Annotated in this window: 2 protein-coding genes; both read right to left on the bottom strand. The window is 43.3% G+C overall.

From position 1 onward, the window contains the following. Positions 1–488 precede the first annotated feature (488 nt). Positions 489–8,753, bottom strand: a complete 8,265-nt coding sequence (locus MK396_RS02480; RefSeq protein ID WP_268723548.1) for an SIALI-17 repeat-containing surface protein — start codon at positions 8,751–8,753, stop codon at positions 489–491. Between the two features lie 140 nt (positions 8,754–8,893). Further along, positions 8,894–15,313: a SpGH101 family endo-alpha-N-acetylgalactosaminidase gene (locus MK396_RS02475; protein WP_268723547.1), complete on the bottom strand. Its 6,420-nt coding sequence runs from the start codon at positions 15,311–15,313 to the stop codon at positions 8,894–8,896. Positions 15,314–15,491 lie beyond the last annotated feature (178 nt).

Here is a 15,491-nt window from a genome sequence, read left to right as displayed (position 1 = left end):
ATAGCAAGAGGAAACTACAGGATTATGCTGGCATAACTTGCGACAATAAAATTGTTGAGAAATTTAATTTATGGAAACTGGCAGAATCCGCTGCAACTTCCTATATATACTAATAAATTTAATAGTTTCCATGATATAAGGTATATTCCAATGCGGGAAGATGATGCTAGTTGGTTAGATGTGAATGAGGATATATTTTAAAAAATAAAATAGGAAAAATTTTAACATATAATAAAATTTGTAAGTTATCTTGAGTCTTAAAAAGTTAAATAATGTATGTGTGAACATTTATTGAATTTAAAAAATTATTTTCTGTAAAAAGACTATTAAAATAGATCACTCTGGGTGATTTTTTCATAGCACTATTGCATTTATGTGCTTAATAAAAGCCTGAGAAGACATCTTCTCAGGCTTTTTCTGTACTATAAACCTCATTGGGAAAGATAGGAAACGGATTTCGTAATCTTGTTAAGAGGTTTTACTAAATACTAGTCTTTCTTTGTTTTTGCTACAAAGAGAGCAGATAGGGCTAGGCTAACACCTGCTAGGAAGAGGGCTGTGTCAGATTGGCTCTCACCTGTTGCTGGCAAGCTTTGTTCAGCTGTTTCTGGTCTAGCACTTTCTTGTTTTAGTTCCGGTGCCTTACCTTCATCTGAAGCAAGTGAGCTAAGTTTAAACTCAGATTTCTCTACTGTTGGAGCAGCTTGATCACCTACTGTTGCTAGCGGGCCTGTGTATTCTGGCAATTCATGCACTAGAGCCATCACTGCATTGACACCACCCTTGAACTCAGGTTTCTCTACTGTTGGAGCAGCTTGGTCTCCTACTGTTGCTAGCGGGCCTGTGTATTCTGGCAATTCATGCACTAGAGCCATCACTGCATTGACACCGCCCTTGAACTCAGGTTTCTCTACTGTTGGAGCAGCTTGGTCTCCTACTGTTGAGATTGGGCCTGTGTACTCTGGTACTTCATGTACCAAGGCCTCAGTTGCATTGACACCACCCGTGAATTCAGGAACCTCAAGAACGGGTACTGGTTCTTCGCCCTTGCTTGATTGAACCGATTCTTCTGTTAATTCTTGATGGAAGCTTGCCAATTCATAAAACTCAGCCTTGCCGCCCTCCCAGACTAACTTGACATCTAGAAGAGAGCCGCCATTTCGGATAGCAAAAGTTTGGAGACTAGATGTAATGGCACCGAGGTCTAGCCAACTGTCTTGACCATCCTTGAGTGTTCTAGCAAGAATACGTGCTTTCACTCCTTCAGGAAGACTGGAGACAAGACGAAGATGGTTGGCATTAGTTGGCTCAGACAAGTGATACACCAATTCACCCTTGTCTTTTTCAGACTTGTAGCTGGTCAAGACTTTGCCGTCTACAAGATTATTATAAAGATTGCCTTGGCTTTCTCCACCGTTTCCTTCTACTGTTGGATCATTGATTGGTTTGACAAATTCACCGTCGTTGATGACCAATTCCGTAAATCCTACAAAACGGGCATCATAATCCGCTGTATAGAGGACACGGAGATAATTGGCTTTGACCGGTGTCGTCAATTCGCCCTCGATGTAGCGATTTCCTGGCATCTTAGAATCATGTGTCCAACCATCTGTCAATGAATCATCGTGTGTGCTATTGCCCACACCATCTCCTACTGTAACGACATCAGTCCAAGTTTTACCGTCTTGGCTGACTTGAATCTTACCATCACGAAGATAGTTTTGAGTTCCGTCTTGGATGTAGGCTCTGATCTTCTTGATGGTACGTTCGCTACCAAGCTTCAAGGTTACGTGACCATCTTTATGGGCGTAGTCTGAAAACTCAACGAAGTTGTTGTAAACACCATCAAACAATTGATCTAGGTTGTTTAGTTTACGAACATCATTGCTTCCGTATGTTGGATGAATGCCCATTGAAGTTGATTCCAATTTGGTTGGTTGCACTTCTTTGGTTGTCACAAGGAGAGAAGTGGCTGTCACAGCTTGTTCCTGATCTGTTTTATTGACCAGACGAACATAACGTACCAAGTGACTCACTACAGATCTGTCTGTCAACTGGCTAGCTGGCGTCCACTCTTGCGCATTTGCAGAGTACTCAAGGCTAAGAGCAGGGTTGGCCTGACCTTGGAGCTGGATGCTCTTGATTTGATGGATACGGTCAAGCTTCATTCCTAGATAGCTATGAGCAGGGAGTTTGGTTCCAGATGGAATTTGAAGCTCATAACTGCCCAAGCTATCCACTACCGGCGTTTCCTTCAAGGATTCCACGTTGGTGTCTGTTAACTCGCTATTTCCAGAGCGTGTCTCAACAGAGAAGTCCTGGATACGCCACCATAGGTCGAGGGCCTTGGTATTGCGTACTCGGATGTAACGAGCATTGATTGCTCTAGTCACTTCCTTGGTTTGTTCTCCTGATAGGCGATCCAACTCTTGCCATGCAGTGCCGTCTGTAGAATACTCAAGCACACCTGCGGCAAGTTTATCACCTGTTCCTTGACGAAGGCGAACTTTAGTGACTGACTTGACTTCACCGAGGTCAAGTTGTGCCCAGGCATCTACTGGAGTGGTATTGCTACCGTCAGCGTTTGCCATCATGGCTTCTGTATTGTCCTTGCCATCAGTGATTTGACGAGCTGAGGTATTTAGTTTGTAAACTAAGTTTGAGCTTAGACTGACTGTCGTTGCTTGTTGGCTACGAGCTTTTTCAACTGGACGGTTGACTGCAATTTCCTGAACTGCAAACCAAGTATTCTCGCGATCTGCTGTCGCAATCATGCGAACTGCCTTGGCCTTGATAGTGAGATTGTCAAACTTAAGAAGGGATTCATTTCCGACATAGCTTGGCTCTTTCAAGGTTACCCAGTTATCGTTTTCATCTTGATACTGCACTTCTGCCTTACTAAAGGTATCACGTGGATTTGCCTGCGTTCCCATAGCAAAGGTCAAGATTTGGATATCTACCGGCTTGTTAAACTTCATACCAATATAATCACCTGTCTTGATGCTATTTGGTGATTTAATAATCGCATGAGTTGCCAAATCGCCATCCGTCACTTCTGCTAAACCACCTTCTACACCTGTTCGATTGGTGATAAAGGTGCTGATGATTTGGTCTGGATGCAAGACTTTTTGAACTTCAGACGCTAGAACTTCTTTCAAGGATAGGATAAATGGACGAATATGTTGAACACCCAATTCAGCTTTTTCCATATGATCTACATAATGGAAGGTGTGAGTTTGAGACTGTTCGTAGAACTTCAAGCCTTTATAGTAGCTGTCCCAAAGCTTGGCTGCATCGTTTGTAGCCATAGCTTCTGTTCCTGTAAGGAAGGCATCGAGAGCATTCATTTGGTCGATTGCATTATCCAACCAATAGTGGATTTGCGCAACCATCTTTTTATCGCCTGATGCTTTGTAAAGTTCGGCTGCTTCTTTAATCTTGGCAAATTCTGCACGCAAGGCTGCACGTTCAGCAGTCACATCCTGACCTGCTTTGAGCTTGGTCATGAAGTCTGTTAATTTTGGAGCCAAGTCTACAGATTCTTCTAGTTTGACGACACGAGTATCCATGTTTTGATTGATCATGTGCTTACCAAGTTCGCGGAAGGCTGCCGATACCTTGCTATCTTCAAAATGACCATTTTCTACAAAGTTGAAGGCAATGTCATTGATTTTCTTAGCTTCTTCTGATTTCCACTGTTTCCATGAGTATTGAGCTCCTGAAAAGAGGGCAATCTTAGATGGTTCAGACTGTTGCATTGGGTTCAACATGATACCAGATAGCAAGCTTGGATCCACATTTGGATGAAGGAATTTCTCACCACCACCTAGAATCAAGTGTTGTTTCGAGTTATCTGTTACTGGCCAGTTAATCCAAAGTGAAACTGGGCGATAGGTCTTGCCACCTGCGGATAGATTGTTCTTGAGAGTTGAAAGGAAGCTTTCAGAGGCTTCACCCCAAATCTTACCACCCGTCAAGGTCATGGTTGTTGATCTTGGGAGATTTTCATTGAGGGATTTCAACTCATCCTCACGTCCATTACCCCAATACTGGCCAGGAACAAAGATCATTTCTTTACGAAGACCGCTGTAAGTTCCCTGCATTTCAGTCAACCACTTGGTCATATCTTGCATCAAGCGGTTATAGCTATTGTAGCCACCGACTGGGCTTGGAGCATCATCTGCAAGGATACCAAATTCACGGACACCCACTTTCATCAACTGGGTAAATTTAGCCTTGATGGTTGCCAAATCTTCTTGGTAATGCGCTTCATTGCCAAAGCGGATGCGGTTGTTCATGAATGGATGGATAGTCCAGACATAGCGAGTTTTACTTTGATTTCCGACACGAGCAAGTTCACGAATTTCTGCTAGTTTTTCTTCTGGATAGAGTTCACGCCATTTCTTGTTGTGGTATGGATCGTCTTTTGGTGCAAAGAAGTATTGGTTCAATTTCAAATCGCCACCATAACGCATGAGCTCTGCTCGATCGGCATTCGACCATGGATTTCCATAGTAACCTTCGATGAAACCACGGTTCTTGAGCTCTGCGTAATCTTCTACTGTCACATTACGAAGGACTGGCACTTGGCTTTCCTTGAGCATGTGTTTCAAAGTTGTCAAACCATAGAAGACTGCATCTGTGTCTTTTCCGACGATGGAAATCGAATTATCCTTGATGCTCAAGACATAGGCGTCGATCTTGTCAAAGAGACCTGCTGAAACATTGGACAAGTTTTGCTCTGCTTGTGAACCTTGTCCATGCACTCCAAGATAGATATTGGTTGCGCCAGCGATTGCTGACTTACCAGTTGTATAAGATACTTGATTATCCTGCAAGACACTCTTCAAGCGATTGCGAGTATAGATATCGAGTTGATCGCCCATGACCAGATTGACTTGCTTACGAAGGGCTGTGACTCCTTCTCCATAAGTCACTTTTTGTGGAGTTGGGAAGACCTTGTACTCTTTCTTGAGATAGTCTGCGCTCTTGCTGGCAGCTGCAATGCTGTCTTCGCTAGCTGGTTTACTTGCAGTGAATTGATCTGCCAATTCAACTGTTCCATCACCGGTTTGGTCTACTTTTGGTTTTTCAGGTGTAGTTGGTTTTTCAGGTGTAGTTGGTTTTTCTGGTTGACTTGGTGCAGGCGTTTCTTGCTCTTCTTTAACAGGTTTCAATAGATGAACTTCAGCTGCACTTGCAAAACCACCAACGCCTTCCAATACTTTCAACTCAATCTTGTTGGTATCTACCGCCGCAAAGTTGACTGTTTTTTCTTGGGCGTTGTTGTCCCAGCTTCCTTCTGAAACCTTGACCATTTGGCCATCTTTTTGTGCGTAGATTTCGTAGCGCGTCACGACACCATTTCCACCACCTGGACGTGGGAGATACGTCAAGCCATTGACTTTTTCTGCTTCTTTCAAGGTCATAGTAAGGGTGTATGGCGCAGTGTCACCAGTCCACTTAGTATGCCAGAAGGTATTTGGATCATTGTCAAAGGCCTTTTCAACAGCGCCTTCAGTCGCGTTTCCTGGAAGTTGCTGACTGCTTGCGGTTGCTGTAATCTTATCATTTGAAATCAAACGAGGATTTACAAATGGTTTATCCGACAACTCTGCACTATGCAAGATTCCTTTGAAACCACCGATGCTTTCAAGCGGTAGTACCAAGCTATTGTGGGCAAAGCGAGGATGGGCTGGATTTGCTATACGCTCAATCTTTTCACCATCCACATAGACTTCTGTAGATTGTGGTTTGGTTACGATAGAGATTTGATAACGTTTGTTCTTTTCAAGTTTTTTATTGAATTGGATATGGAACTGTTCAAACTGGTAAGCAAGGTAGCCGTCTTTATCAGCTAGATAGATCCGATTGTCCCCACTAGTTGAGAAGGTTTGTTCTCCGTCTCCAGTGACAGTTACATCAAACTTCAAGACGTGACTTGGACCAACATCACCTGCCAAGCCTTCGATACTGCTGCCTTTCTCAAAAGCCAATCCCTGCTCGCTTGTCTTCACTTTCTTGCTTGCATAGTTCTTGACTGTTTCAGGATTGATGGTAAACAAGTCGCTTTGATCAATCTCTTTATCAGGATTTGACTGTGGCGCATAAGGGCTCGTTGGTAGGGTGCGTTCTGCAAAGGTCGCAGCTGCACGGTCAGATCCCCAGGTGCGTTCTGCAGTGGTTTGCATGCTCTTGAAGAAGCGTTTAAAGATATCATAAGAGGTCAAACCGGTCTCATGAAGGTCGATATTATCATTCCAAACTGCGTGACCACCACCAAGGATACTTGGATGAGAAGCTGGTAGAAGTGGACCTCCACCTGTTCTAAAATCATTCGGTGTCCAGCTATTGTACTGACGTTCGTAGTTAGCATAGTCCCCGTAAGCTGCTTGACTATTGCTTCCACTTGGCACACTATAGGTCGGTACATCTGTGATGTTGATAATCTTAGCTCCCTGAGCAATGGCTTCATTTGGTCGTTGCCATCCGATACTCCAGATATCAACCTCTACTCCGTTCCAATCAACCGCTGTTTTACCTCGTTTCGCACTGAGTGAGCCCCAGATGCGAGGGGTATAACCTTTTCCTTTAATGTATTTGATAAGGTCATTGACATAGCGACGATAGCTTTCTCTGCTACCATAGTATTCATCCGTTCCAATATGAACAGTGGATACCCCATGAAGTGGTGCATCTGGACCATCGAGGAGTTTGTCATAAACTGATTTGACAAAAGCTAGCGTTTCATCGTATTTATTATCTAGGTCTAGCATGGCAACACGCTCAACATTGTGCTTGCCTGCATAATCGCTCAGACTACCTTGATACATGAGGTCGGGACGAACTTTAACAAATGAAAGTGCGTGTCCTGGTGTGTCAATTTCTGGTACTAGGTTGATATGAAGAGCCTTGGCCAATTTAATCAGATTTTGCATTTCTTCCTTGGTATAATGCTCATCTGATGTTAATTTTTGACCATTCTTACCGACAATATCTGTCTCTAAACGGAAACCAGTCTTAGCATGTTCAAGTACATACTTGAGTTGTTCTTCTGGACTTAAATTCTTACCTGCCAAGTGTTCCTTAAGGAAGATATAGTTATCATTAAGGTGCAACTGCAAGTCGTTCATCTTGTAGTAGGCCATGTTTAGCATGATGTCTACAAGGGTGTCATAAGGGATAAATTTACGACCTGTATCCAGCATAAAGCCACGGTGGCTGAAACTTGGGAAATCACGAATTTCTCCATTTTGGAGATTGCTTTCCCCCATTTGAAGAAGAGTCCGAGTGGCGTAGAAGGCTCCTGTGTTCGTTGCAGCTTCGATGGTAATCACATCACCTTGGATAGTGATGCCATAGCCTTCCTTACCGTACCCCTTGTTTTCAACCTTTTTAAACTCGATTCGTTTTTGAGCCTGTTTGTCACCTATTGCAAGTTCCAATCCACGGCTTGCAAGGTCTGACTGGTAGAAGCTTGCAGCCTGATCAAAGCCTGAATCTCCTGTTGCAAGGACTGTATCTGAAGTGATAGAAGATTGGCCTTCTTTCCCATACCATTGTTGAACAGCTGGTGCTACTTTTGGTTTCACACCCACACCTTCGTCCTGATGTAGACCCTTGATGACTACTTCAAACTCTTTGGTAAAGGTATGACTGTCTCTGATTTGTTGGACCATGACCTTGACGCGTTGATCTGTCAAAGGTTTATAGATACGATTTTGAAGGTCAATTACACCTTGTTTATTGCTTCCGATAAGACTGACTTTTCCTGGTAAAGTTGGCAAGACAAGAGATTGTCCGTCTTCTGCTACTGTTAGTTCGGTTACTTGGCGGATATCCGTTACCTTACTATGGTCCGGAACGTTAGAATAAGCTCGAATTTCTTGGATTCCAACGTTTCTCCAGTTCATTGTTCCCGCTTGGTAATCATTGACCTCAAGTTTGAGATACTTAGCTTTGATACTTTCAGCTAGATCTACTTTCTCATCTAAAACAGGATCTCCAGTTTTGGTATGAGCGAGTTTCCATTGTTTTTCTCCGTTAGCGCCCACGTCTTCTTGACCTGCGTAGTAGAGACTCCAAGATTTGATATTGGGGTCATTTTGCCCATTACGAAGACGACGATCCCAGTCAATTTCTACATGCTTGATGAGGGTAGTTTTTGGAAGAGTTAATTCGAAGGTTGGTTTTGGTACATCTTTGTCCGTAGCCCAACGGGTATTGTCATCTCCATCAATAGCTTTATCTGCAGTAAAGTTGGTTCCAGTCTCATGGTTGCTTGCCTGGGCAGTAGCACCCTCGAGATGGTTGACATCTTCTCTATCTTCGATTGTCTCTTCAGCTGGTTTTACTGCTGGTGTAGTGGTTCCCGCAGGTTGATTATCCACCTTTGGTGTTTCAACCGATTTCGGCGTTTCTGCTGGCTTGGGACTTGCAGGACTTGTCTCTGGTTTTGCCTCTTCACTTGCTGGAGGATTGCTTCCTTCGTCAATCGCTGGAGTTTCTTCATGACTTGCTTCTGTTGCAGCTTCTGCATCTGCTTTTTCAAGCGCAGCAGCTAAATCATCGGGTAACTTATCCAGCGCTTCAACATGAGTGATGCTTCCCTCTGTTTCTGAAGGTGTTGCTGTTTCTGCCGCCTGAACCATATTGGCGCCAAAGATACTAGCACCAATCATAACGGAGGCTGCACCGATTGCAAATTTTCTTATACTATAGTGACAGCGTTTCTCAAAAAAATGTCTATCCATCTTTCTCCTATTCCTTTCATCCGCATACATGAGTAAGCGGTATCATTTCTCCTTTGAAAAAGGAGAGAACCAAGAGGTCCTCTCCGGCTGTTTAATCCTATTTGATTCTAGTTGCTTTGAACTGCTAAAACCAAATCTGTTTAGTCTTCTTTACGTTTTGTCGCAAGGACTGCAACAGATAAAGCGATGCTCACACTTGCTAAGAAGAGGGCCACTTCTGAGCTGTGTTCTCCTGTAGCAGGAAGTTTCTCTTCATCTTTAGCTCCTGGAGTTTTGGTAGTAGCTACTGCACTTGGAGTGAGCGGGTACTCAGGTTTTTCAACTGTTGGAGCTACTTGATCTCCAGCAGTAGCCAATACACCTGTGTAGGCAGGCTTTTCATTTACCAAGGCCTCAACTGCATTGACTCCACCCTTAAACTCAGGGACTTCATTTGCAGCTGCTTCTACTGCATTGACCCCACCCTTGAACTCAGGGACTTCATGAACAGCTGCTTCTGCTGCATTAACGCCGCCCTTGAACTCAGGGACCTCATGTACAGCTGCTTCTACTGCATTGACACCGCCCTTGAACTCTGGGACTTCATGTACAGCTGCTTCTGCCGCATTGACGCCACCTTTGAACTCAGGTACATCAAGAACTGGCGGTTGCTCTTCACCCTTGCTGCTTGTAGGAGCGTCTGGTTTAGCTGTTTGATCTTGTAATTGATTGAGATAGTCTGCGAAGTACTCGACCATTCTTTCCGTCAAGAGATGGTTATCCGTCGCATATTTCATGCTCGCCTGAACTCCAGCCACTTCCTCTTGATTGTCTTTGTCTGTCAATTTATGCGCCTTAGCTAAAGCTGCTTCATAACCTGATAAGTCAAGAGGTGTTTCTGCTACCTGTGGACGACTAAAGATAAACTCAGCAGCGGATTGGTATTTATCTCCACCATCTCCGTAAGTCTTAGTACCTGTAAGGACAATTTTCTTAGCCTTAATTGTCTTGCCAAAGTCAATGTCTTTTGGCTTGTTGTTATCTGGCCAATCTGTCACTGTGAAGGTATGTTCTTTACCAGACTCATCTGTGACAACCAGTTTCACATCACGCAAGTTACCATTTGAACCTGATCCACGTGGAACGTAGCGAAGTCCTGTGATTTCAGTTGGTTCTTTCAAGACCATGGTTGCAGGCTTGCCTACATCTCCACCATTCCAAGATGTATGCCATAGACTAGATACATTACCATCAAAGGCATTCTCTAGACCTTCGCCTGGTTGAGCTGGCGCATCCAAACTTTCAAAGTCTTCTGCTACCAGAGCTGTTTTCTTCTGAACCAAAGCATTCTTCAAAGCTTCAATCTTGGCAATCTCTGCACGCGCTTCTTCAACACTGATATCATCATCTGCCTGACTGAGGTTAAAGACCGCCTCTTTCAAAGCATCCATAGACTCTTTGGTGTAATTAGTCATGGCTACAGTTGGCAAGTAATTCTTCAGTGCATTTTCTGTCAGCATCTTACCAGTTAGGGTAATTTCTTCGATTTGAAGATTATCCATCATGAAGTCGTTATAACCACGGAAGTTGGCATTTCCGCCAGCATCTCCATGAGTATTGCTTGCGTTTCCAGTTGAGTAGATACCTACCCAAGTATCGCCTGTTTCTGCACCTGTCACGAGGAAGGTTACTTTCTTAGCTTTCTTAGAATCCGTCCAAGTATTTGGCAATTCATGCATTTCCAAGTTGCTTGCTTGAGTACCACGACGACCTGACTGGAATTCTCCCTTACCGACTACAAAGGCATAGGTATTGTCTGATCCTGCTTCATATTCAAAGGTTACGCGATAAGTCTTACCTGCCTCAAAGCGGAAGTTTTGCGGAATCGTTTGGTAAACCAAGTTACGACGGCTCACTAGTCCATTTGTCTTCAATGACCAATTTCCTTCGATAACATCATCAACTTTCTTACCGTTCCAACCACGCTGTGTATATGGATCGTGTTTTTCAGACAAGTGAGTGCGGTTGTCTTCGACACCTTCGACACCACCTACTACAAATGGGAAGATACCTTGAGCTACATTTTCAAAGTCTTGTTTGAAGGTTCCTTGACCTGTATCATGATTATCTCCGTACATGCTTGAATTGTTTTCAAAGGTACGAATTTCATCAAAGTAAGTTGCTTCATCACCAGCTTCACGACTCAATGTCAGAGTGACATTTGATACGTCAGATCCAGTTGTAAAGAAGGCGTACATATTTTGGAAGTAACTTGTATCGTCAACTGTAGCATTGTCACGACGATTGTTATGAGCATAAGCTTTGATATAGTTGAGAGCGAGTGACTTATTGGTATAAGTAGTCACTTCTTTCTCACCAGTATTCACTGTGATACTTGCCTTAGCATTACTACGGTTATCGACACCAACATAAACCGCATACTTGGTATTTGGTTTCAAGCCAGTCAGTTTCTGAGTAAGACTGACCTTGCTCTTATTACCTTGGATACGAAGCATTTCATTTGCACCCTGTGATTTGACAATTTCTGCCTTGGAAGCATCACCAGAAATGGTCCAGTGTTTCAAGGTTCCACTGTTAAATCCTTGGTCATAGATATGCATGCCTTCGCTCCATGACATTTCAGGATTGGTTTGTTTTGAACGGTAGAGAACGTATGGTTGATTTGCTAGAAGGTCTAGGGTAATCTTGCCATCTTTTACAGTTAGTTCTTGCTCTTCTGTCTTACCTTGGTCAGTTAGCTTGTAAAGGTAAACCTTGCTATTTGCCCAATCACTAGGAAGGGTCCAAGTTGTTGCACCGGCTTGCGTATTGAAGTAGTACATTTTTTCCTTATCAGTAGGAAGCTTCTTACCATTCGCATCCCAGTTCCAAGGAGTCAAGTAAGCTGAACCATCTTGGATGACACGTCCGTTGAGCGTTACTGTACGTTCACGGTATTGTGGGCTATTGACATCATTTGACTTACGAGTCACAACAACCTTGTTACCTGCTGCATCGACTAGCTCAACCTTCATTTCTGGAGTCCATTTATAGGTGCTACCGTTATCAGACATGGTAACTGGTGTTCCATTTTCCCATTTGCTTACAGTGAAGTGTTGGAAGTACTTGGTCATGACATCATGGGCAAACAAGTTGGTTACATAGCCATTGTAGTCGCTTCTTCCTTGCCAACCTTCAAAGTCTTTCATGCTGTAGCCACCTAGAAGTGGGTAGTTGGCTGCACCACCGTAACTTCTGTAGTCCCCAACCCAAGAATCTTTTTGGTGGTTGCGGATAAAGCGTGTGATGGCGCTGTTGATACCTTTATTAGTATAGCCACCATAGGTCAAGTCAGCTGCCCAGTGTTGGAAGGTAGAGTCGTATTCACCACCATGGCCCCACTCGATCGCAAAGCGCCAGCCTTGTTTGTTAATTTCTTTAGCAAGAACGTGGGTAGCCCAGGCACCGTTATCACCTGATTGACCATTGCCCCAAACGTCCACATAGATAAAGTCGAGACCTTCACCAAGTTTTTTCTTCAAGTCTTCCCAGCGAGCCAAGCGTCCATGCGCCAAATCATAAGCAGCATCAATGTTGATCCCTTGGTCTAGCCAGTTCCAGCCGTAGCTGTAGCTGCCATCTGGATTCTTACGAAGAATATTTTCATTAAAGTATTTAGACTCAGGATAGGTTTCAGAAGCGTTAACGTGGATACCTAGATGTGCTCCATATTTCTTCGCTTTTTCGATCAAGGTCTTGAAGTCTTCGACACCACCAATACGTTTACCAATATCAGCATAGTTCAAGTGGCCTGAGTCATGACCTTCACTACCATATCCTTTAAGGAGAACACCTTGCCCAAGACCATCTGTGTGGAGATTGATCTTCTTGATACCATCCAAGGTCATGAGGAATGGGTTTTGTGCTTGAGAACCAAAGTTCATCGCGATACGGTAAGCTGTGATATCCTTGACTTTTTCCCAACCTTGAGGGTTGTTCATAATGCTACGATAAGCAATGGCACCATCTTGCCAGTCGACTTTGTTGTCAGCATTGGCATCTTCGGTGATAACAACCTTGGCACTTGGAAGTTCCTTCGTGTATTCTGGGAAGACAATGCCCTTATAAGCTTTTTCCCATTGCCATTCAGAGCTATGAATTCCGACATAGTTGGCATTTCCAACTGTTTCTTTATAGGCTGTCAAACGAGTCCAATCATACGAACCACCACCGTAGCTGTTTTGAGAGTTGCTCCAAACACCTGCAGCAAGCTTATCTGTAGAAACAAATCCATACATGTAACCCTTAGCCAAATCCTTCATTGGATTGGTTACATCGATATGATCATCTCCGCTAACATGGGTATTGTTTGACATGGTTGCCCCATCAAACTTAGCACCAGCTTGATCACTTGAAACAGAGACTAAAGCATTGCCAAGGAAACTAATAGAAGAAAGCAGTTTTCTTTCATCATCAATCTTTTGACCTGGAGTGACTTGATTGTGGTTGACAATCTTGGTCACATCAAAGTGCAATTGATTGTCCACAACTTGCAAGCGTACTGTCATTTCCGCATTGATAAGATTAGCATCATCGCGAAGCTTCATCACGTACTCTGCTGTTGTCTCATTGATTTTTTTGTAGGTAACTTCAGGGGTGACTTCGTGTTTGTTGATAAATACTTTATTGAACTGTTGCACCTGTCCTGGCAAGGTATGCCCGTTCAAACTATATTCTTTAATACGTGGGAAGGCTTGGTCGATTACTGCCTTGAGGACCTTAGACTGGATCGTATCATAAGTCACCTTGCTATCGTCAACGGCCGGACCTGTTTCTTTCTGGGCAGGAGTATCATCTGCTTTTACACCTTCTTGATTGTCTGTTTTAACGCTGACAACTGTTCGCTCATTGCCATAGGAACCAGCTTTTAGGACGATTTTCTTCTCATTTTTGAGAGTTTCATTAACAGTTGCTGGCAAAGTGACCGTATCAAAGAGTTTCTCATCATTATTCGTTGCATTGAGTTGTCCATCTGACTTGAGGGTAATTGATAGGCGGTTAATTGTTCCTGTCTCAGGCGCTGCTACACGTCCCCCCTTATACCAGGTGCTATCGGTTGGAGATTTATACTCCCAGAACCAGCCATCTTTGTCATAACCAACAAAAACATTGTTCTTGGTATCTTTAAATTTCAAGAAGACACCAAAGCGTGATTTGCCCTTTTCAGAATCATCTTTGAAGGTTAAATCAACCGTTGCATTTCCATTAGCATCAACTGTCAATCCTTGTTTTTCAAACAAGGCTGGTTTATCGCCATTGTCGTTCTGTGCAGTTGAAGACAATTGATTGTAGCGGACACCTTTTTCTTCACGAACCGTAACTGTTCCCTGCTGTTCTTTTTTTGCTACCGTTTGCCATTCAGGGGTTACTGTCTTAGGGGTTTCAGGTTTAGCAGCTGCAGGTTTATCCTCTTTTGGTTTTTCTTCAGCCGGTTTCTCTTTCTCTTCCAAGTCTGCTGGTTTCACACTTGAAATTCCCTGTATGTGGTCTTGGATCCATTTTAGTTGAGCTGGTGAGAAGAGAATGCCACCACTACGTTTTCCAACTACACCATTTTGGTGAACACCGACTAGTTTGCCTTCTGTATCAAAGATACCGCCACCACTAGCACCCGGTTTGCCTCCTTGGTAACCAATCCCTTGGACACCTTCTCCGTATGGTTCCACAAAATCAACTGTAGTATTGACAATCGGATTCAATTTCCCTTCTGGATAACCAAAGACATGAAGTTTATCTCCGATTTTCTTAACTACTGGCTTTTTGGTTACTTCAACAGGCGTATTTTCGAGAACTGTACGCAATCTCACTAGGGCCAAATCATTTTTGAAGCCCTTCAGGTAGCCTTCACGATCCCAATGAATAATATCCTTCTTGCTAAACTTGACATCTGGCAATCCTGGATATGAGATGCTATAGATATCTCCATCCCCTTGATCATTGTCCACAACCTTACGGATATTGCCGTCTTGGCTGTCCTTGATAAAGTTATGAGAAACCGTCAAGACAAGGTCTTTAGCAACGACAATACCGCTACCTTCTCCTGATGGCGTCTTGATCTTAACAGTCGCGCCGTAGTTTAATTCCCCATTGGTAGTCTTAGCCACATCTTCTGGGACGAGTTTCCCAGTATCTTGGGCCAATTGATCCTTGTCAACTTCACGCCCATTGTCTTCAGCTTTCTCCAACTTACCTTCTAATTCTTTTGGCAAATTGCTTGGCTTTTCAGACTTTTCTTTTTCTTGAGCCAACAACTCTTCTTCTGTTTGAGGGCCTTCAGTAGTCTCAGCTGAACCAGGATTCTGAGCGGCAGCTTCCTTGTCAAAATCGTGCCCCTCATCACTAGCCTTCTTATCCAAATCAGCCAGTTCACTTGGCAAATTATCTGTTGAACCAACCCTTGCTTGATCAGCCAAAACTGGGGCAGCAGCAAAGAAAGTCGCTCCAATCATCACCGAAGCTACCCCAAGCGTAAACTTACGAATACTAAACTTACAGCGTTTTTCAAAAAATCGTTTATCCATAAACTCCTTAATCCTTTCACTTCACAGTAAGCGTTTACATTTCTTTTTTAAAAAATACTCCTTTCTCTGAAAGTACCGTGCTTAACTGTCATAAATAAAAAAATAATTATACTTTTAATATAACAAATAATATCTAAGAAAGCAATAGGAAAAAGGAAAATTCGCAAAAATTTCTCAA

This window comes from Streptococcus oralis (genome assembly GCF_026782235.1).
Classification (GTDB): Bacteria; Bacillota; Bacilli; order Lactobacillales; family Streptococcaceae; genus Streptococcus; species Streptococcus oralis_CC.
This window is presented reverse-complemented; position numbering and strand designations above follow the sequence as displayed.

Excerpts from the sequence above, each read along its gene's own strand:
- MK396_RS02480 (WP_268723548.1), bottom strand. The coding sequence starts at position 8,753 with ATGGATAGACATTTTTTTGAGAAACGCTGTCACTATAGTATAAGAAAA.
- MK396_RS02475 (WP_268723547.1), bottom strand. The coding sequence starts at position 15,313 with ATGGATAAACGATTTTTTGAAAAACGCTGTAAGTTTAGTATTCGTAAG.